Here is a 20,179-nt window from a genome sequence, read left to right as displayed (position 1 = left end):
GGGGCATGGTAAACGTGATGTGTTGCCAGTCGCAGTCGGGCAGGATGTGCTGCTGCTCGGCAATCCACTGCTCGGTGGCCTTGAAGCCGCAACTGCTGCAGGCCTTGGACTTGCAGCTCTGGCAGAAAAAGCGTGAGTGTGTGCAGTTCGGCGAGGCACAGCAATAACGGCGAACGCCCATGAGGCAAGTACCGCAGGCGAGCATGCGCTCGACGGCGAGTTTGGTCCAGTCGCTGAGGGTGTCGCCATGTTTATCCAGATACTGGCTCCAGCCGTCGTTATGCTGGAACAACAGCTTTGTGGGTCGCGGAATGTACATTGTGCAGAGTATAGAGGGTGGCAGGTAATGGGAAAAGGGCCTCGGCGTCAGCGTGCTCACGTCGCAGGCGTGCTAATTTATGCGGATATCAGCGCGGGGGCGATCAGGCGGCACCGACGTTGATGTGAGGTAGGGGGCTTAAAGACGGTTGAGGCAGCAACGCTGCCGTGCTCGCCCCGAAGGGGCGCTACGTTCTGCCACTTTCGACACATTTTTCGCCCGGACAAGCAGCAGAAAGATGCGCATGTGCATGATATATATTAATTTAATTTTTAATTGTATCTAATGCAATAGATGTAGTATATAAATTGTATCAATCCTCGATTATTATTTCACTCGTCGAATATGAATCTCCTTAATTGAGGTGTGAAATGAAAAAAGTTATTTTGATTGGTGCTCAGGGAAAGATGGGACAGGCAGCTCTGACCGGTCTGCAAAAGCACCATGTAATTACCGCCAGTCGCTCTGGGAATGGCACTGACTATCAGGTAGACATTACTGACAAAAAATCACTGAAGGCTTTATTTGAAAAAGTCGGTCCGTTTGATGCAGTGGTAAATACGGTGGGTTACTGTGAGTATGCTGACTTTACTGACATGACGGACGAACAATGGGATGCTACTGTCCAGAGTAAGATGATTGGGCAAATCAATCTAGTCAAAGTGGGGCTGGAATTTATTAATGATGGTGGCTCATTTACCCTGATTTCAGGTATTCTGAACGTCAAACCCATTCCAATGGCTATTGCGGATGCAACTACCAGCGGAGCAATTGACACCTTCGTCCGATGCGTTGCACACGAACTGCCGCGCAGTATTCGGATCAATGTTATTAACCCTACAGTACTTGAAGAGGCATGGGACGTGTATGGGGATATGATGCCGGGCTTCCAGCCTGTGCCAGGCACTCTGGTTGGCAAGGCGTTTGAACGTTCCGTTGATGGTTTTATTACCGGGCAGGTTATTTTTGTTGATGCCTGATCTGACTGGAAACGCTCTAATTAATCAGATCGTTATCTAATAGCAGGCTACCTGATCCCTGCTTTGAAGTTATAGCCTCATAAGTCTATTAACAGTAGCTATATTACTTATTGTTCATCTTGGAATACATATGAATTTTTATAAAAAATTGACCTTATTAACTACGTTTTTTATGCCGCTAGCAAATGTGCATGCTGAAAGCATTACCGCCTCTGCACTAACACTTAATGAAGCTGAAAATATTATTGCTATGCAAGCACATGCAAAAAACTCTGAATACAAAATTACTGGTGCTCATTATGGGAATCATGTCCATATGTCAGCCACTCTGACGACTAATTTGTCAACTAATGAACCGGAAACGACGAAAACTCCCCCATCAGATACAAAACATTAATACCACCATACATATTTAATTTTGTATGTAAACTTTATTGCTTGCTCAGACAGGCTGCTTACGCAGCCCATCTGAACCGTACCGGTTTTGTGGGAGAGAGTTAAGTCCGGGAACTCAGGCTGCCAGATCCTTTTTCCCGATGGAAGCGTAATATGCTTTTTCTGCTTCAGCTAGGGGGATATGGCAGTGCTCTGTGGAATACGAAATTGATATTATACTGCCGACCAATCAGTGCGAGTTGAGGTTGAATAATGCTCAGTTTTAAAGGCCACCACTTCCCCAAAGACCTCATTTTGATGGCCGTCAGGTGGTAGTTTGCCTACCCGCTCAGTTATCGTCATATTGAAGAGCTACTGGAAGAGCGTGGGGCTGAGGTAGACCATCCAACCGTGCATGCGCCTAAACTTGAGCACTCTTTCAGAAAAGGAAGACCCCCGTGGGGCGCAGCTGGAAGATGGACGAGACCTATATCAAAGTGGGTAGTGCATCCAATTAGTAGAACATGTGTTTTTCGATAAACGCTCCGATCACTTTTTCGTGGATCTCAACTGAGCGTGAGAAGCAGATTGTTTTACGAGCCAATCGCTTAATGCGGGTGCGGAGCTTCAGGTTATTACGCTCAATGCGTTGGGTGAATATTTTGCCGGTCAGATGCTTATCCTTCGGCACCTCCCGGCCATAGCTGCCTCAGTCGTCGCTGGTGATCATGCCGATGTTGAATGGTGTAAGCAGTGCCAGTAGCACCCGGCAGGTTTCATCGGTTCGGGGACCGAAAGTGTAGGCCAGTACACTGCCTGTTTTGGTGTTGTACGCGTACCAGAGCCAGTGCTGCTGGGCTTTACTGCCAACTCACGTCGCAGACGTGCTCATTTTATGCGGGTATTAGTGCTGGGGCGATCAGCCTGCACCGACGTTGATGTGAGGCTGGGTCTTAAAGACGTTTTAGGCAGCAACGCTGCAGTGCTCGCACCGAAGGGGCGCTACGTTCTAATTGCATGCATTACCATTTTTTCTTTTATCTTATACAGTTCATATAAACTTAAATTAAAAAAAATAATCATTAGTATTTACATGATATTTATCAAATATTTTTATTTGATATATTAAATGTTATTGTGACTTGTAATTAATTTAATTTAATATAACTGTATTGTTCGCTGAGGTGAGCTTTATTACTGATTGTCACTTACCCATTAGGATAATTGAAACTCTAAAATTGGATTGCGATAAATAGTTAAACTTTAAAATGACGCTTTGGTGTTTTATTTAAAATGAGATTAAAAATTTATAATTCACTTATGGTGTTTTATCCAAGGTACACAAGGGGTGACTTTGTAAAAACAACCACCAACTTATGTTTTTTGAGTGGTGTTTATTTTGTAAAAAAATTTTTATTCAACGGGGTGATTTAAATCATCATTAAATATGCAAGAAAAAGTAATAAACATTCTTGAGTGATGTGTATTTCATATTTAATGCTGAGAAGTGTTTTTCATATGAATTTAATTTAAATTTAAAAATGGAGATAACTACTATGCGTCGAATTGCTATTGTAGGTGGAGGGCAGGCGGGACTTCCACTCGCCTTTGGACTGTTGGATAAAGGATATGACGTAACTATTGTTTCTAACCGAACACCTGATGATATTCGTAACGGCAAGGTTATGTCTAGTCAGTGTATGTTTGAACCGTCACTGCAGATCGAAAGAGAATTAAAAATTAATGACTGGAGTAGCGTCTGTCCAGACATAGAAGGTATAAGTTTTAGTGTGGTTGATCCAAAAAAAAATAGTGTAAAGCTAATTGACTGGAGTTCTCCACTGTCAAATCCAGCTCAGGCTGTTGACCAACGCATAAAGATGCCTGCTTGGCTAGAAAAATTTTCTGCACGTGGCGGTCAAGTTATTATTCAAGATGTTGGAATTGAAGAGTTGGAGATACTTACAAAAGAGAATGATCTCGTGATCCTGGCTGCAGGTAAAGGAGATATAGTTAACTTGTTCGAACTCGACAGAGCACGTTCATACTTTGAAAAGCCGCAACGTTCGCTGGCTCTTACTTATGTTCATGGTTTGGAACCTTCTAGTTTTCCATCCATTTCATTCAATCTGCTTCCAGGTGTTGGCGAATACTTCGTTTTCCCCGCTCTAACATTGAGCGGTCCCTGTGATATTATGGTATTTGAAGGTATTCCTGGCGGGCCATTGGATGTCTGGAAAGACATTCGAACTCCTCAAGAACATCTGGCAGCTAGCAAGGCTTTCCTTGATAATTATTTACCATTGGAAGCAGAGCGTGCCTACAATATTGAGTTAACAGACAGTAAAGGTTTCCTTTCAGGTTCTTTCACTCCGAGCGTACGTAAGCCAGTACTTACACTACCTTCTGGCCGTATGGTCTTTGGTCTAGGTGATGCTCTTGTGACTAATGACCCTATTACAGGACAAGGCTCTAACAATGCAATTAAGGCTAGTAAGATTTATTTGGATTCTATTTTCGATCGCGGTGATCAAGTATACTCACGTGAATGGATGGAACAGACCTTTGAGCTGTTCTGGAAGTATGCATATTGGGTAGTTAAATGGACTAACTCACTACTGACACCGCCTCCACCACATGTACTAAATCTATTGACTGCTGCCGCAGAATTACCATCTTTAGCTAGCATAATAACTAATGGTTTTAATAACCCACCTAATTTCTACCCTTGGTGGGATGATGCAGAAGAATGTGATAGATTAATTTTGGAACATAAAAATATTGTTTATTAATTATAAAGGAACTGATGTGCTAAAATTTACTACAAAAATAAATAAAAAATCCGTGGATACCTCAGATTATGGAAGGGAAGAGCTTCTTACTAAAAATCTTCGTAATTTGTTGGGTACTTATCCAACAGGTGTTGCTATAGTGACTATGCGTAAAGAAGATGGTACTCATGTAGGCCTTACAATCAATTCTTTTGCATCTCTTTCACTGGAACCACCACTAATTTTATGGAGTCTAGTTAATTACTCAAGTAATCTTGAGGCTTTTAGAAATTGTTCACATTTCGCTATCAATATTCTGTCAATTGAACAGCAGGAGTTGGCTATTAGATTCGCTACGCAGAGTATTATTGATAAATTTTCTGGGGTGCAAATTGAATATGTAACTGAGGGTTTACCTGTAATAAAAGGGGCTCTGACCACACTAATCTGTGAAAACTATGCCTGTAGTGATATTGGTGATCATATGCTAGTGATTGGTAGGATAGTAGGCACAAACCATCAACCTTCGACACCACTTATTTTTCACGCAGGTAGCTTCACCTCGTTGCAGAACAAGCATAGCTGAATCAGTATGGTTATGTAGTATTAGTAAGCCGTCCGAAAGCATGCTTTCTCGGTTTTGCAAAATTTTCTTTGCAAATATGATTATTTTTGATTATATCATATGATGACGAATCACTTTCAATTTGGTTTTCTGTTGCATTAGCGTAGTTCGATTATAAAAATTTGCGCTGCCTTTTTTAAGGCAGCCAACCGGTAATATTGTTCACGTCTAGGAATTTCAAACTTCCCGATACCGCTCTGGAAGGGTTTTGTTGGGTAATGTCTCCAATTAGTAGAGCATGTATTTCTCAATAAAGGCCCAGTGGGAGCGAAGCTGCGATTTGACGACATTTGGTCTCCATCACTGAAATTTCTCAGATGTGATTATAAAATCGCCAACTAAGGTGCCTCATGATGAGACCTGCAACGGAGTGATTTTATGGAAAATTGGCAAGATGAGGTCGAACAGAGAGATCTTTGGTTATTAAATGCTGAACAATTAGCTCTGTTGCCAGGAATGACTGATACAGGTCGTATGTATTTTCCTATCCAACTGAAATTCATAGAGTTATATGACCGATTCCCTGAAGATAACAGACAAATTAATACTGATGTTGCTCAGGCATTAGCCAAACAATTATCTGTTCCCATCGACGCTATTGCTTCATACGATCCCTGTTCCCGCCAGGTGCAAAGGCATCGACGGGCAATTCGGGATTTTTTAGGATATCGACCGTCTACTGGCGCAGATCTGAAACAACTTTTCCATTGGTTATGCCATGAGGCGTTACCGTTAGATCCTCTGGCCCGTCACGGTCGGGATGTTGCTTTCGACTGGTATCGTACCCAGCGAATAGGGTTCTGTCGCATTAACGGGCACAGGCCAGCCAAAGTTGGTGTTGCCGATTATTTAGGCAGCCAACAGATAAAATTGTTCCGCAGGTGACAATACCTCACTTTCCGGATGCTGATATTGTCCTTTGCGTATCATGTGGATCAATTCGATGCCCGCCAAAAGCCCCTGTGCCCGTCGAAACGATTTGAATCCCAGCATCGCTCTTATCCGGCGTTTGATATTGCGGTGATCTTGCTCAACCAGATTGTTTAGGTACTTACTTTTCCTGACTGTAATCGTTTCCTCATCGGGTTTGTCGGCGTTGAGCGTGGCCAAAGCCGCTGTGTTGGCCCCACTTTTATCGATAGTGACCCCCTCAGGTTCGCCATGATGACGTATGGCCTTGCGGAAGAAGCGCAATGCGGCGGCGGCATCCCGTTTGGCAGTGAGCAGAAAGTCGATTGTCTGGCCTGATGTGTCAACAGCCCGGTACAGAGACTTCCACTGACCGTTGATTTTGATGTAGGTTTCATCCATTCGCCATCGACGCCCCACCAAACGTTTATGCCGGCGGAAGGCTTTGTCCAACAGCGGCACCAGACGGATAACCCAGCGATGAAGTGTGGAATGGTCAACAGCAATGCCGCGTTCAGCCATCATTTCCTCGAAATTGCGCAAGCTAAGGGCATAAGCCAGATACCAACGAACACATTGCGCGATGATATCGATGGGATAATGCAAGCGTTTAAAGGCATTTCTGATCAGAGACATTAATAGGCAACATTACAAAAAAAACAGCATATTACCTGACGCCGCCTTAACGCGACAGAGCCCTATATTCCGGAAGTTTACCTTAACCCGGAAAAAGAGGCGGCTTAATGTAATTTAATTACATTAAGCGACAGCTACCTTGAAAAACGGCGTTATTAGGCGATCTCTCTGAGTGGTAATACGCAATCATCAAAGATGTTACATTCTTGTACATTGTAAACAATCAATAATTGACGTGCTTTTATATAATAATAACGCCAGGATAATTAATTTAAGCATTTTAATCGCCCTATGGATGTAATGCGGGCTTGGTAATAAATAACCAAGTTCATCATTTTAAGTATATATTCACCAAGGTTAATTTTTTATTTAGGTTAATCTGCGTTACCCTCAAAGCATAAATAAAAATTCATTGGTAACTTATAAATATAGTGACAGAATAATAAAATTAACAATCCAAAAAGTAGCGCAAAAAATGAGTGCAAATAGACATCCACTGTTAAAATTTTTGGTTATTGTACTTTTTTTATCAATTTTTCTCACACTAACCCCTCGGAAATTTATATAAATAAAGCCTGGCTGGCTTATATGATTATTAACGCTTGGTAATTTACTGCGTACTAACAACTCAATTAAATATAAGCAATTACCTGTAGGTATTGGTTTTATTTTCCTATGTAATCGCATCGCCAGTGCAGCTTTGATAATGAACGGAATTTAAAGATTAAAATATCTCCCTCCCTAGCTAGGGTAATTTTTTATGACGGAGCTCATAAATAGATTTTTTCGAAAAATCACATGATGAGTTTTTTATTTTATATTTCATTTTAAATGATAGCAACATTTATTTAATTAGTCAAGAATGATTAAATAAATGTTGCTTAACTTAGCGCATCACCGATGCGAGCACGGCGTAGTGCTGACTAAATCGTCTTTAAGGAAGTTGTTGATTCTACCGACATTATGTGGCTCTGTCGCGTTAGCGGCGTGAGGTAATATGCTGTTTTTTTGTAATGTTGCCTATTAATGTCTCTGTTCAGAAATGCCTTTAAACGCTTGCATTATCCCATCGATATCATCGCGCAATGTGTTCGTTGATATCTGGCTTATGCTCTTAGCTTGCGCAATCTCGAGGAAATGATGGCTGAACGCGGCATTGCTGTTGACCATTCCACACTGCATCGCTGGGTTATCCGTCTGGTGCCGCTGTTGGACAAGGCCTTCCGCCGGCATAAGCGTTCGGTGGGGCGTCGAGGGTGAATGGATGAAACCTACATCAAAATCAACGGTCAGTGGAAGTCTCTGTACCGGGCTGTTGACTCATCAGGCCAGACAATCGACTTTCTGCTCACTGCCAAACGGGATGCCGCCGCTGCATTGCGCTTCTTCCGCAAGGCTATTCGCCATCACGGCGAACCTGAGGGGGTCACTATCGATAAAAGTGTGGCCAACACAGCGGCTTTGGCCACGCTCAACGCCGACAAACCCGATGAGGAAACGATTACAGTCAGGCAAAGTAAGTACCTAAACAATCTGGTTGAGCAAGATCACCGCAATATCAAACGCCGGATAAGACCGATGCTGGGATTCATATCGTTTCGACGGGCACAGGCGCTTTTGGCGGGCATCGAATTGACCCACATGATACGCAAAGGACACTATCAGCATCCGGAACGTGAAGGACTGTCACCTGCGGAACAATTTTATCTGTTGGCTGCCTAAATAATCGGCAACACCAACTTTGGCTGGCCTGTGCCCGTTAATGCGACCGAACCTGTCACAGTAACTCCAGTTTAATCGCAGAAGATAAATGACGCATGATTTCTGACTTGGGAAAGCCTGCACTATCAAATGACAGTAAACCGTCCAATCCGCATACCAGTCCGATCAAACGCCAAGCGATATCATCAGCGTTGGCGCTAGAACGAAAGGTTTTCTCATCCCTGCCTTCGGCAATCACTTTTGCTGTCGCCTGGTGCCAATCGGATATTGCAGTAGAATAAGCCTCACTCATAATAGGGTCGCGCTCAGCTAGCAGCATCATTTCATTCCATAAATATGTCTCCCGCATGCCCTTATCATCCAATGGATATCCCAACACTCTCTGTAACCGCTCAACAGCTGAGTAGTTCTTGCTGACAACAGCAAACGAAGATAGCGATTGCTTAGCTAATTGCAAAAAAGCCTGTGCGCGTAGGTGTGTTGCCGAGGGAAAATGATGATTCACCTGACCGACTGCTATCCCCGCCTCTGCCGCTATACGTCTGACGGTAGTAGCAACAACTCCTTCCGCTAGAGTCACACGCATTGCTGCCTCCAAAATTGCAGCATGACGTTCTTCGCGTTTGAGGTAGCTCATTTCGTCTCGCTTTCTTTCATCAATGCTATTTACTATCTAGTATAGAATTAGTTGGACACATGTTCAATTAATTTGTATCTTAATCAAAATGAACGCGTATTGAACGGGTGTTCAAGAATTTTTTCGCTCTATTCGGTATAACAACATGTCACAAAAATGGTTAATACTTAACGTCATTATTTTAATGTATCTCCCCGTGTCTATCGACGCGACAGTTCTGCATGTGGCTGCACCACGGCTCGGTGTCGCCCTGTCAGCAACAGGGGAACAACTGCTATGGATCATTGATATCTATTCACTGGTGATGGCTGGTCTTTTACTTCCAATGGGGGCGCTTGGCGATCGGATCGGATTCAAACGCCTGGCACTGCTCGGCTCAAGCCTGTTTGCCCTGGCCTCTCTGGCTGCTGCACTAGCTCCTTCAGTCACGGCTCTGGTTGCTGCTCGTGCTTTTCTTGCTGTTGGGGCCGCCATGATCCTGCCTGCTACGCTCTCAGCATTGCGTCATACTTTTACTCAAGAGCGAGAGCGAAATTTTGCTTTGGGGATCTGGAGCGCGGTTGGAACCGCTGGCGCGGCTATGGGACCCCTAGTTGGTGGATGGTTGATGGAGTACTTCTACTGGGGTTCTGTATTTCTAATCAATCTGCCAATTGTGGCCATCGTGCTGGTTGCCACAGTTTTTGTGATGCCCAAGCAACCTTTACGGCCGGAAAAGACGTGGCAGATCAGGCAAGCATTGGTGCTCATTTCGGCTATTCTTTTGCTGATCTATGCAGCTAAAAGTGGCATACGTGGTGCATCCGCTGCGTATGTGACTCTGATGATTGCAATCATGGGCAGCAGCCTGCTCATTTTCTTCGTGCGTCACCAACTGCGTGCTGCGGCGCCTATGATTGATGTTCGGTTAATAACCCAACGCGTGATTGCTGTCGGTATTGCCATGGCATTGACCGCGATGATTGCTCTGGTCGGTTTTGAGTTGTTGTTGACACAGGAATTACAGTTTGTGCTCGGCAAAACACCGTTTGAAGCTGGTTTATTTCTTTTACCGCTTATGATAGCCAGTGGCGTTTGTGGTCCAATTGCTGGCAGGTTAGTTACCGCATTTGGTCTTCGAGTGGTCGCAACTCTGGGGATATTCCTCAGTGCCGTGAGTTTCTTCATTCTGGCATTTACCGATTTTACGCATCAAATTTATTTGGCGTGGACGGGCATGGTGCTCTTAGGATTCAGCGTTGAAGCTTCAATGCTTGCCTCAACAGCGGCTATAATGACCTCTGTACCGAAGGAAAAGGCTGGTGCCGCTGGTGCATTGGAAGGTATGGCCTATGAATTAGGCGCGGGACTCGGGGTGGCGGTCTTTGGTCTCATGCTGTCGGGTACCTATGCTGCCACCATCGTCTTGCCAGGTGAATTATCGATGGAACTGGTATCACAAGCCCGTGCGTCTATCAGTGAAACCGTTCAGGTTGCACAAAGCCTCGATAACAACATCGGTAATCAACTTATGAAGGCCGCGAAAGTCGCCTTCACTAGCTCACACAGTCTGGTTCTTGGTTCTGCTGGTGCTATGTTGCTTTTGTTGTCTGGCGTCATTTGGCGCATCATGCCCCGAAAAGTTTTCGTTGTTGAAAAGGTATAAGACTAAGAATCCGCACATACAGGTTCATGGGTTCTGCCGCATTAAGGTATCTTCAGGTAACATGCTGTTTTTTTTAAGATGTTGCCTGCCCATGTCTCTCATCCGAAATGCCTTCTGTCGCCTGCATTATCCCACTGATGTTATCGCTCAGTGTGTTAGCTGGTATCTCGCTTATGCCCTGAGCCTGCGTAACCTCGAAGAGATGATGGCAGAGCGCGGTATTTTCGTTGACCACTGAGTATTGCCACTCCACGCTGTATCGTTGGGTTATCCGCCTGGCACCGTTGTTAGATAAGGTTTTTCGCCGACACAAGCGCACAGTAGGTCGGTGGTGGCGTATGGATGAAACCTACATCAAATTCAACGGACAGTGGAAGTATTGCGTCTGAGTTCCCGGCTGATGGTAGAGCGCGGAAGCTGAAGCTCCCTGGCAATGGTGGCCTGATTACCCCCATCATCACGACGTTTTTCGATGTAGAACCGCTCTTTCTGAGTCAGATGTTTTCCCTGCATGCAAAGGGATCTCCAGTAGGGCCAGAACGGTGATTTTATCCGGGTCTAGCCAGTGGGTCACTTTGTTGCATTTCAACTGGGAATGGGGCAATAAATCCCTGTGCGGCGCGCAGCGTGAGGCGAAAAACGCGTTTGAGCATCAGTACGGTAGAAATAGCGAGCTCAGAATAACGTTGAGGACGACCCCGTGAAGACGTGTTGGACCAGGCCTGAATGGCCGACTCATCAAGCCAGAAAGTCAGTGAGCCCCGATGGATGAGTGCCTTGTTGTAGGTAGCCCAGTTGGTGATTTTGAACTTTTGTTTTGCCACGTGATATCGCTGCAGGATGAGGAGTGTGGTGATCTGATCCTGACTACGGCCAAAAGTTCGATTTATTCAACAAAGCCGAGCTCATACGTTGTAAGCAGGCATCGAGTTAATCCACATGATAGGTAATAGGTAAAGGCCTGTTTCAACATCCTGCTGGCAACGGATTGTCACCAGCGGAACAATTTTATCTGTTGAGTGCCTAAAAAAACGGCAGCGAAACTTTTGATAATCGGCCTACGCTAATGAAACAGTGCTACCGACTGAAATGATGTTGAATTAGCAAAATCCAAACAATCAGTCTTGACTGGTTGTTTGGATTTTGCTAATAATGAATGTATTGTGAAAATTAGAACGGGTATTTTGAAAGTATGTTATCTAAAAAATTACCAATAGTTTTTCAAAAAGATCTTGGTGGTGAGCAATATTTTAATACGGATAAAATACCCACGCACTATGTCCAAGGTGGAAAAAATAAAGTAATACTACTTTTAAGTGGTAGCGTATTTTTAAAGCGCATTACTGACGATATGATTGTTAGTAAGATAAAAGCTCCGTTTGTTTTTGGTGTTCATGAGTCTATTTCAAATAAGGGAAGATTATACATCAAGCCATTGAGTAGTAGCTTATTAAAATTGGTTGATTTTGATGTTTTTTATAAAAACGTTTCACCCGAAATTATTACTGAGATTTGCGCGAAATTAATTGAAATTTACCAAATTAGAGATGAAGGTGTTATCAGTACCTCAGTTTATGATTGTATAAAAAAATGCCTAGAGGATATAAGTTTACTTGACGATGCCGAAAAGAAAAATACATCAATATTCGGCTATGTGACCGAAAGGAACAAAGTGTCCAGAAGTTCCGTTTATAATATTTTGAGGGAGCTTGAGAAAGGTGGGTATATAAAAACGAAAAGAGGTAAGTTGCTAGAGATGAATAAAGTCCCTAAGAGTTTCTAATTCTTATGAAATGCTATTTAAAAGTTTCTTTTGTAATGACTCCAATTAGTAGAGTATGTAATTTTCGATGAGAGCCCCGATGACCTTCTCATGCAACTCTATCAACCGCGAGAAGCAGATTTCTTTTAGAGGGGTAGCCCTGCCCACGAACCATGGGAGGCTGTGTTGATAAAGCGAACTTCTGACTGCAATCAGGATCAGATCACCATACTCCTGATCCTGGAGCGTTTCCCCGTGGCAAAGCAAAATTTCAAGATCACTAACTGGGCTGCCTACAACAATGCTCTCGTCAATCGCGGTTCGCTGACATTCTGGCTTGATGAACAGGCCATCCAGGACTGGTATGACGAGCCAAAAACTTCTTCGCGTGGTCGTCCGCAACGTTATTCTGAACTGGCTATTTCCACCGTACTGATGCTTAAACGCGTCTTTCGCCTCACGCTGCGTGCCGCTCAGGGATTCATTGGTTCCATTTTTACGTTAATGAAGCTCCCGCTTCGTTGCCCGGATTATTCCTGCGTCAGCAGGCGAGCCAAGTCCGTGAGTATACCTTTCAAGAACCCCACGCGCGGCGAGATTGCCCATCTAGTTATCGACTCCACCGGCTTAAAAGTCTTCGGTGAAGGCGTGTAGAAGGTGAAAATGCACGGTAAGGAAAAGCGCCGCATCTGGCGAAAACTGCACCTTGCTGTGGACGCCGATACTCACGAGGTTATGACCTGTCACTGAACAACGTGACCGATGGAGAGGCATTACCGGGACTTATCCGCCAGACCCACCGGAAAAGCAAGGTCGCTTCAGCCGATGGAGCTTATGATACAAAACAGTGCCATGATGAACTGCGCCGCAAGAAAATCAAGCCCAGCCCCATTCCCACCGCGAACTCCCGCAGGTTACTGGCCAGTGGAATATGTCGAACGAAATCAGGCCGTCGTGAGGCATCGGCTTACGGGGAGCGGGTCATTCAAGTTAACTGCGGATATACTGATAGCGACGAGGTAATAATTTTTTTAGCAAGCAAATTATTGCATACGTTTACATTGGCACTTAAAATATCAAAACTTTGTATCTCATACAATATAAAAATTGTATGAATTGTATCGTTAAATGGTTAAGATGAAGTCAGTTGATGATGTTGTATAACTTAATGCCATGAAAAAGCTTGAGTAAGTTATACGTGATTTTCTGGTTGCAAGAGTGCTATAATATTGAATTGACCGTTTTTTTTCGTTAATTTATATTTATTGGTAAATCTGACATTTACCATATGTTAAATGTCATGCTTAAAAATACCTAGAGCGTTATTTTTAACTGAAGAGCTACTTTTTTAATTTTTTACATTCATCATTCAAGCTGGCAAAAATGAGTTTTTGAAATTAACAATACATTATGGAAACCTATGAAATCATTTAAAAAAATTGCCATTGTATCAGTCCTATCCTTATCCTGTTTTAGTGGTTTTGCTAAAACCATTTCTGCTAGCGCTTTGACGCTAGATGAAGCTGAAACAAAAATATCAAAAATTGCTAAAAAAAATAATGCTTCTTATAAAATCATTGGTACTTTCTACGGCAACTATGTGCATATCACTGCTAAGCTTATAAAATAACCCCGCATATGTTTGTATGGTTTAAAAGCAAGATGATACACTTGTTGATTTTAAATAAGATACAACATTAGTTATCTTATAGAGTAGATATGCTACTGCTTGAATATTCAGTATATGGTTTTTCTGTTAAGTTTAATGAAAGGTTTGGCGCCATATTTTATAATGGTTAAATAAAAGATATAATTATCAATCTTGACCGTGGGTGTCTATAAAAAAACCTTTAATATGGTTAGTCCGAAAAAATATTATTCAGACTTAATGCATCACATACATATTAATACTTGGCGGATTATAAACCATGATTGCACTTGGTAAAAAGAGAAAATACTTTAAATAAGATATAAGACTCATGCTAACATTAATGTCCAATCAAACCAGTATATAAAAATCACTATGATAAAGAATTTTTTAGTAGAAATGAAAAAAACACAAGTGGCGTCTGCAACAGGCCTATGTATTTTTAAACTTGCTTCCAGTCAAAGTTTTTACAGTTTTGGTTCACAAATGTTGCAGGGGGAGAAGGAAATTATGCACTCCCACAGTGAGGGGGAGAAGTGGTATATCATTCTATCTGGCGATGGCCAGGTTTTTATAGTTGATGAAGATAAGGATAACATGAGCAACCAAAGTACTTACTATGTATCAACAGGTGATATATTTTACATACCAGCTCATACAACGCATCATTTGTTAGCTCATACAAAACTTGAATTTATTTTTTTACTTCCTCGTTCAAAAACATAAAATGAAAAAAAACTTTGAGGATATGTGTTGAGGCTAATCATTTTCAATAAATCACCAAACATATGAAGACATATATTGAATTTATTTTATTGGGAGGACTTTTTTTGTATCTTAAGCTAACGAGACCCGTTGGCGCCGATATTCCCTTGGGGAGTTGTATCCCAGCGCACTATGCGGATGGTTTTCAATGTAATGATTGAACGCTGCCGCAAGGTTCTGTTTCGCTGCTCGCATATCGGGTTTCGGCATGAACGCGATGTAATCTTCCTTCATCATCTTCACGAACTGTTCTGCCATGGCGTTACTCTGCGGAGTGCTCACCGCTGTTGTACAGGGTTCCAGATTCAGTTCTCTGGCGAACTTCCGTGTTTCATGCACTGTATACGCTGAACCATTATCCGTAAGCAATTGCAAGGGTTTATCCGGCAGCGCACTACAGAAGCGTTTTTCCACCCACTTCAGCATCACATACTGAACCGTACCGGGTTTTCGGGAGACTAAACTCTCAGTGAAAGGAGACCCGAAATGACATCCAAACGAGCAAACCGTTACCCACCAGAGCTGCGTGTGAACGTGCTGTCCGAATGCTGCTGGAACAGCGGAGTAAATATCGCTCTGAACAGGCTGCCATAAATTCTATCGTCCCAAAGATAGGTTTTAGCCCCGACACCCTCAGAGCCTGGATACGACAGCATGAGCGCAATAATGCCGTGGGTGATGGTGGCTGAACGGCAGCGGCTTAAAGAGCTGGATGCACTCGGCAGTAGCCACTGGGTCGGACCGGTATGCCATGAGCTGAATATTGCCCAGTCGACATATTGCCGGTACATCCAGAATCCGGAGAAACGTAGTCAGCGTGACCGCCGTGACGACCAACTGAAACGGGAAATACAGCAGGTGTATGACGAAAACTACGGTGTCTATGGCATTCATAAAGTCTGGCTCCAGTTGCAGCGTGAGAGCTTCAGCGTGGCCAGATGCACGGTGGCACGGTTGATGAAGACTATGGGTTTCGCCGGTGTGCTGCGGGGTAAAAGGTGCGTACCACCGTCAGCCGTAAGGCTGAAGCGTGTAAACCGCCAGTTCGTGGCGGAGCGCCCCAATCAGCTTTGGTGTGAAGATTTTACGTACGTCAGCACCTGGCAGGGCTTCGCCTATGTGGCGTTCATCATTGATTTGTTCGCCTGTGTTATTGTGTGCTGGCGGGTCTCGCCGTCAATGAAAACAACGTTCGTGCTGGATGCGCTGTAGCAGGCACTATGGGCCCGGCGCCCGTCCGGAACTATCCATCACTTGGATAGTAATAATGTCGTTGTACGCCCAAAGCGTGCTACGTTCATACACCGTGAAATAATAATCGATGAGTGATAATATTTACATGATTAATCAATTGCACGAGATGTAATAAAAAATGGATTCAATAGATATCAAACACATGCGTATCTTTCTGCTGCTTGTCCGGGAGAAAAATGTGTCTAAAGTGGCTCATACGGTAGGTATGTCCCAGCAGGCGATCAGTGCCTATCTGAAGAGATTGCGCAGTTTTTTTCCTTCAGAGCTTTTTCTTCGCAAGAATGCGGGTCTGGAAGCAACAGACTATGCTATTGAACTGGCTGAAAAATTCGAAAAAATCATTGATGACGTAGACGATCTGTTACTTCAAAGACCATTCTACCCTCATGACAGTAAAATACAACTTTCCATTATGGCTAATGAATATGCGCAGTTGACAATCATTCCGGAACTGCTCAGAGAAATTCATAAGGAAGCACCAAAAATCAGCATAAATGTGAAAGATTTTAACTTTAAAACCCATGTTGAAGCGCTTGCAAGTGGCGATGCTGATCTTGTTATTGGTTTTGCCGATCATATTGACGCAGGTCTGGTCAGAAAAAAGTTGATGCGGGAACATTATTGTTGTGTCGTGCGACATGATTCTGAGATACCTAATCTGATAGCGAACAGCAAACCGATATCTTCTTTTCCAGCAGTAGAGTTCTCCCTTAGTACAGGAAATATTGAAGAAATTGTCAGTAATTTCTTTAAGGAAAACGGTTCTAAAAATAGCGTTATCGCTACATTACCGTGTTACACCACCCTCAGTGCATTTATGTCATTTAACGATGTTATCGCTTTTATTCCATCGGCAATTGGTGCGCTTGGAGATTTTCGGGAGTTAAGACTGCGGGGGGATGTCATACAGTTTGATGTCTCAGCGGCATGGCACAGAAAGAGTGCAGGGAACCCACAGCGTAAATGGTTAACAGGCAAACTATTCAAACTGATTGGAAATAAATCCTTAACGTAACGTTGCACTGTGCGGTAATGCCTCCCATTAGTAGACTATATATTTATCTATAATGGAACCAGTGGCTGTTTCATGCTGTTCAACAGAGCGTGAGAACCAGATCGTTTTACGCGTGAGTCTTTTGATGCGTGTACTCAGTGTAATGCAGTTGTGCTCAATACGCTGAGTGAATATTTTTCCTGTGAGATGCTTATCCTTCGGCACTTCTCTGGCATAACTCCACCAGTCATCGCTGTTTATCATTCCGATTTTAAAGAGCCAGTAGTTCACGGACGGTTTCATGCATACTGGGACCAAATGTATAGGCCAGTACTCTGATCCTACCCACGTAATGTGGGTAAGCCTACAGCGTGAACCGTCTGGTCATAATCTGATGTATTCGACACTTTGGTGCCTACCAAATAATGGTGGACACCAAAGTGTCAGATATGCAGAAAAATGTGAATCCCGGCAGGCGAAAGGGCTGCCCTAATTACTCTCCCGAATTTAAGCAGCGGCTCGCTGTAGCTTCCTGTGAACCCGGCGTGTCGATATCAAAACTGGCGCATGAAAACGGCATCAACGAACTGGCCAAAGATGACACACTGGCTCAACGATTGATGCAGTTACGAGGTATAGGGCCAGCAACAGCCACTGCTATTGTCGCCAGCATCGGCAATGGGCATGATTTTAAAAACGGACGTCAGTTTAGTGCATGCTTGGGGTTAGTACCCAGGCAGAATAGCTCCGGTGGAAGGACGAAACTAGGGAGGATCACTAAGGAAGGTGACTCTTATTTGCGCAAACTGCTGGTTCTTGGAGCCAGAGCATTACTGGCAAGTGCGGTAGGGAAAAACGATCCTGTCAGTCGCTGGGCTTTGCAAATACGGGAACGTCGAGGTTATGGCCGTGCACTGGTCGCCATAGTGGCAAAAAATGCGCGTATGTGTTGGGCAATGTTGCACCTGCAGGATGAATTCAGAACTCCAGTATAGTACTGATTAAAATGAATAATACCACCGCGTGATAAGTAACTGTTGATGAGTTAAAGGTTAGGACCTACGCCAGAGGGTACTCGTGGAACCGCCAGGACAGATTATCCAAAAGATTGATGTCCGCATTTCGAATGGAGTCTCAGGCGTGCGTCTTTCATCAGGGTCCGTAGCCAGCCAGAATTGGCGTGCTGCATTTATGACCGTTCATAGACTCGCTGTCCGCAATCTTTTAACTATATTAACGGATATGTTACGCATAAGAATCGGTATTGACTATTGAGGGATGTCCTTATAGGCGGTTCCGGCTTAGACCCCCTTTTTCAGGTAATAGATAATGCGAACATGTTTAATTAATCGTGCGTGGTTGATTTTTAATGCCTCAGAGTGTATTATATGTTATCAAGACTCGATAAATGGGAGCGAATGTTAGTTACCATCACCGTGTATCATCGGTGTAATGGTCTAATTGCATATTCTGGTCTCGCGTGAACAGTGGAAGCGCCGATTCTGGCGATGTGAACGCAAATTCTGGATGCTGATACACCGTCAAATTTCCTTAAGAAGACGCGATTGGATCCCACTGTAACGTCATGAGTGTTCGGTGCTCACTACGCTGCGCTCCGCCTCATTCCTGACGTTACTGATGACTGTTGAGAAAGAGGTGGTGGCGCGAACTAAAAATAGTTTCCATGGCTATTAAAATTCTGTGGAACAATAATCTATGAGTGATGATTTTTACATGTTTAATCAATTGCACGAGATGTAATAAAAAATGGATTCAATAGATATCAAACACATGCGTATCTTTTTGCTGCTTGTCCGGGAGAAAAATGTGTCTAAAGTGGCTCATACGGTAGGCATGTCTCAGCAGGCGATCAGTGCCTACCTGAAGAGATTGCGCAGTTTTTTTCCTTCAGAGCTTTTTCTTCGCAAGAGTGCGGGTCTGGAAGCAACCGACTATGCTATTGAACTGGCTGAAAAATTCGAAAAAATTATTGATGACGTAGACAATCTGTTACTTCAAAGACCATTCTACCCTCATGACAGTAAAATACAACTTTCCATTATCGCTAATGAATATGCGCAGTTGATAATCATTCCTGAACTGCTCAGAGAAATTCATAAGGAAGCACCAAAAATCAGCATAAATGTGAAAGATTTTAACTTTAAAACCCATGTTGAAACGCTTGCAAGTGGTGATGCTGATCTTGTTATCGGTTTTGCCGATCATATTGACGCAGGTCTGGTCAGAAAAAAGTTGATGCGGGAAAATTATTGTTGTGTCGTGCGGCATGATTCTGAGATACCTAATCTGATAGCGAACAGCAAACCGATAACTTCTTTTCCAGCAGTAGAGTTCTCCTTTAGCACAATAAATATTGGAGATATTTTCAGTAAATTTTTTGAGGGAAACGGTTCTAAAAATAGCGTGATCGCTACATTACCTTTTTACTCCACCCTCAGTGCATTTATGTCATTTAACGATGTTATCGCTTTTATTCCATCGGCAATTGGTGCTCGTGGAGATTTTCGGGAGTTAAGACTACGGGGGGATGTCATACAGTTTGATGTCTCAGCGGCATGGCACAGAAAGAGTACAGGGAACCCACAGCGTAAATGGTTAACAGACAAACTATTCAAACTGATTGGAAATTAATCCTTAACGTAACCCAAAAAGACATGCCTTGCCCAATATACTCAACATGAGCTGGATCAGGTTGCAACTCAGCTAAACAACAGACCGAGAAAGACACTAAAGTTCAAAACACTGAAAGAGATAATTTAAAGGGGTGTCGCGTTGACAGATTTAATCTACAAATCAAGCAGTTTTGGTTGGAGTCGCGTTGCGTTTATGGCTATCCATACATTCTTGTCGCGGCTGTTGCACAGATGGAAGGGATATCGGAAGCTACTCTCTATAATTGGCTCAATCAGGCTAAATCAGAGGGGAAACCGGTGCCCGGTGCAGAGAAAAACAGTGAACAGTGGCCCGCCGAAGCGCGGCTCACCACACTCCTGATCCTGCAGCGATATCACGTGGCAAAACAAAAGTTCAAAATCACCAACTGGGCTACCTACAACAAGGCGCTCATCCATCGGGGCTCACTGACATTCTGGCTTGATGAGTCGGCCATTCAGGCC

15 protein-coding genes and 13 pseudogenes are annotated in these 20,179 nt (G+C 43.6%); 19 read left to right on the top strand and 9 right to left on the bottom strand.

Going from position 1 to position 20,179, the window contains the following annotated elements:
* A partial coding sequence (locus ACMV5I_RS27340; protein ID WP_414825734.1) for a transposase zinc-binding domain-containing protein occupies positions 1 to 292 on the bottom strand: 292 nt, incomplete at its 3' end.
* Between the two features lie 398 nt (positions 293 to 690).
* Between ACMV5I_RS27340 and ACMV5I_RS27335 the strand changes: the two genes are divergently transcribed.
* Positions 691 to 1,299: a short chain dehydrogenase gene (locus ACMV5I_RS27335; RefSeq protein WP_414825733.1), complete on the top strand. Its 609-nt coding sequence runs from the start codon at positions 691 to 693 to the stop codon at positions 1,297 to 1,299.
* Positions 1,300 to 1,429: 130 nt separating this feature from the next.
* A complete protein-coding gene (locus ACMV5I_RS27330; protein WP_414825732.1) occupies positions 1,430 to 1,696 on the top strand; it encodes a DUF1471 domain-containing protein in 267 nt (88 codons plus the stop codon).
* Positions 1,697 to 2,188: 492 nt separating this feature from the next.
* Here ACMV5I_RS27330 and ACMV5I_RS27325 read toward each other — a convergent pair.
* Positions 2,189 to 2,545, bottom strand: a pseudogene (locus ACMV5I_RS27325) (IS1 family transposase); the annotation flags it as partial.
* Between the two features lie 685 nt (positions 2,546 to 3,230).
* Between ACMV5I_RS27325 and ACMV5I_RS27320 the strand changes: the two are divergent.
* The 3 genes from ACMV5I_RS27320 (at position 3,231) to ACMV5I_RS27310 (ending at position 5,955) form a co-directional block, all read left to right on the top strand.
* Positions 3,231 to 4,466, top strand: a complete 1,236-nt coding sequence (locus ACMV5I_RS27320; protein WP_414825731.1) for a styrene monooxygenase/indole monooxygenase family protein — start codon at positions 3,231 to 3,233, stop codon at positions 4,464 to 4,466.
* A gap of 16 nt (positions 4,467 to 4,482) precedes the next feature.
* Positions 4,483 to 5,031 carry a flavin reductase family protein gene (locus ACMV5I_RS27315; protein WP_414825730.1) on the top strand — a complete coding sequence of 183 codons (549 nt, stop codon included), beginning with the start codon at positions 4,483 to 4,485 and terminating at the stop codon, positions 5,029 to 5,031.
* Positions 5,032 to 5,430: 399 nt separating this feature from the next.
* Complete coding sequence (locus ACMV5I_RS27310; protein WP_414825735.1) at positions 5,431 to 5,955, top strand: DUF4158 domain-containing protein; 525 nt, start codon at positions 5,431 to 5,433, stop codon at positions 5,953 to 5,955.
* Here the strand turns inward: ACMV5I_RS27310 and ACMV5I_RS27305 are convergent.
* Positions 5,920 to 6,615 (bottom strand): IS6 family transposase, encoded by a 696-nt coding sequence (locus ACMV5I_RS27305; protein WP_414825729.1) that lies wholly within the window; start codon positions 6,613 to 6,615, stop codon positions 5,920 to 5,922. The genes ACMV5I_RS27310 and ACMV5I_RS27305 overlap by 36 nt on opposite strands.
* A gap of 1,026 nt (positions 6,616 to 7,641) precedes the next feature.
* Here ACMV5I_RS27305 and ACMV5I_RS27300 point away from each other — a divergent pair.
* A pseudogene (locus ACMV5I_RS27300) lies at positions 7,642 to 8,337 on the top strand (IS6 family transposase).
* A 55-nt stretch (positions 8,338 to 8,392) separates the two neighbouring features.
* Here the strand turns inward: ACMV5I_RS27300 and ACMV5I_RS27295 are convergent.
* On the bottom strand, positions 8,393 to 8,974 hold the full coding sequence (locus ACMV5I_RS27295) for a TetR family transcriptional regulator (RefSeq protein WP_414825728.1): 582 nt from the start codon (positions 8,972 to 8,974) through the stop codon (positions 8,393 to 8,395).
* Between the two features lie 145 nt (positions 8,975 to 9,119).
* On the opposite strand from ACMV5I_RS27295, the gene ACMV5I_RS27290 reads away from it, so the two are divergent.
* Together ACMV5I_RS27290 and ACMV5I_RS27285 are read left to right on the top strand one after the other, a co-directional pair.
* Entirely contained in the window at positions 9,120 to 10,619 is a 1,500-nt protein-coding gene (locus ACMV5I_RS27290) for a SmvA family efflux MFS transporter (protein ID WP_414825727.1), read from the top strand.
* A gap of 91 nt (positions 10,620 to 10,710) precedes the next feature.
* Positions 10,711 to 10,999 (top strand): annotated as a pseudogene (locus ACMV5I_RS27285) (IS6 family transposase); the annotation flags it as partial.
* Here the strand turns inward: ACMV5I_RS27285 and ACMV5I_RS27280 are convergent.
* On the bottom strand, positions 10,980 to 11,132 hold the full coding sequence (locus tag ACMV5I_RS27280) for a helix-turn-helix domain-containing protein (RefSeq protein WP_414825726.1): 153 nt from the start codon (positions 11,130 to 11,132) through the stop codon (positions 10,980 to 10,982). The pseudogene ACMV5I_RS27285 and the gene ACMV5I_RS27280 overlap by 20 nt on opposite strands.
* 89 nt (positions 11,133 to 11,221) lie before the next feature.
* A pseudogene (locus ACMV5I_RS27275) lies at positions 11,222 to 11,443 on the bottom strand (transposase); the annotation flags it as partial.
* A 94-nt stretch (positions 11,444 to 11,537) separates the two neighbouring features.
* Here ACMV5I_RS27275 and ACMV5I_RS27270 point away from each other — a divergent pair.
* Together ACMV5I_RS27270 and ACMV5I_RS27265 are read left to right on the top strand one after the other, a co-directional pair.
* Positions 11,538 to 11,646: pseudogene (locus ACMV5I_RS27270) on the top strand (IS6 family transposase); the annotation flags it as partial.
* Positions 11,647 to 11,811: 165 nt separating this feature from the next.
* Positions 11,812 to 12,402 (top strand): helix-turn-helix domain-containing protein, encoded by a 591-nt coding sequence (locus tag ACMV5I_RS27265; RefSeq protein WP_414825725.1) that lies wholly within the window; start codon positions 11,812 to 11,814, stop codon positions 12,400 to 12,402.
* 45 nt (positions 12,403 to 12,447) lie between these two features.
* Here the strand turns inward: ACMV5I_RS27265 and ACMV5I_RS27260 are convergent.
* Positions 12,448 to 12,528: pseudogene (locus ACMV5I_RS27260) on the bottom strand (IS1 family transposase); the annotation flags it as partial.
* 108 nt (positions 12,529 to 12,636) lie between these two features.
* Between ACMV5I_RS27260 and ACMV5I_RS27255 the strand changes: the two are divergent.
* From ACMV5I_RS27255 to ACMV5I_RS27245, 3 genes and pseudogenes are all read left to right on the top strand, one after another.
* A pseudogene (locus tag ACMV5I_RS27255) lies at positions 12,637 to 13,359 on the top strand (IS5 family transposase); the annotation flags it as partial.
* Between the two features lie 442 nt (positions 13,360 to 13,801).
* Positions 13,802 to 14,011 (top strand): DUF1471 domain-containing protein, encoded by a 210-nt coding sequence (locus ACMV5I_RS27250; protein WP_414825724.1) that lies wholly within the window; start codon positions 13,802 to 13,804, stop codon positions 14,009 to 14,011.
* Between the two features lie 417 nt (positions 14,012 to 14,428).
* Entirely contained in the window at positions 14,429 to 14,755 is a 327-nt protein-coding gene (locus tag ACMV5I_RS27245; RefSeq protein WP_414825723.1) for a cupin domain-containing protein, read from the top strand.
* A 111-nt stretch (positions 14,756 to 14,866) separates the two neighbouring features.
* Here the strand turns inward: ACMV5I_RS27245 and ACMV5I_RS27240 are convergent.
* Positions 14,867 to 15,235 (bottom strand): annotated as a pseudogene (locus ACMV5I_RS27240) (integrase core domain-containing protein); the annotation flags it as partial.
* Positions 15,236 to 15,280: 45 nt separating this feature from the next.
* On the opposite strand from ACMV5I_RS27240, the pseudogene ACMV5I_RS27235 reads away from it, so the two are divergent.
* Positions 15,281 to 16,072: pseudogene (locus ACMV5I_RS27235) on the top strand (IS3 family transposase); the annotation flags it as partial.
* Positions 16,073 to 16,190: 118 nt separating this feature from the next.
* On the top strand, positions 16,191 to 17,063 hold the full coding sequence (locus ACMV5I_RS27230) for a LysR family transcriptional regulator (protein ID WP_414825722.1): 873 nt from the start codon (positions 16,191 to 16,193) through the stop codon (positions 17,061 to 17,063).
* 27 nt (positions 17,064 to 17,090) lie between these two features.
* Here ACMV5I_RS27230 and ACMV5I_RS27225 read toward each other — a convergent pair.
* Positions 17,091 to 17,376: pseudogene (locus tag ACMV5I_RS27225) on the bottom strand (IS1 family transposase); the annotation flags it as partial.
* 235 nt (positions 17,377 to 17,611) lie between these two features.
* Here ACMV5I_RS27225 and ACMV5I_RS27220 point away from each other — a divergent pair.
* From ACMV5I_RS27220 to ACMV5I_RS27205, 4 genes and pseudogenes are all read left to right on the top strand, one after another.
* Positions 17,612 to 18,037 (top strand): annotated as a pseudogene (locus tag ACMV5I_RS27220) (transposase); the annotation flags it as partial.
* Between the two features lie 772 nt (positions 18,038 to 18,809).
* A complete protein-coding gene (locus tag ACMV5I_RS27215; protein ID WP_414825721.1) occupies positions 18,810 to 19,694 on the top strand; it encodes a LysR family transcriptional regulator in 885 nt (294 codons plus the stop codon).
* 12 nt (positions 19,695 to 19,706) lie between these two features.
* A pseudogene (locus tag ACMV5I_RS27210) lies at positions 19,707 to 19,823 on the top strand (IS30 family transposase); the annotation flags it as partial.
* Between the two features lie 47 nt (positions 19,824 to 19,870).
* Positions 19,871 to 20,179, top strand: a pseudogene (locus tag ACMV5I_RS27205) (hypothetical protein); the annotation flags it as partial.

The sequence above is a fragment of the Serratia sp. T13T92 genome (genome assembly GCF_047530105.1).
GTDB lineage: Bacteria > Pseudomonadota > Gammaproteobacteria > Enterobacterales > Enterobacteriaceae > Chania > Chania fonticola.
This window is presented reverse-complemented; position numbering and strand designations above follow the sequence as displayed.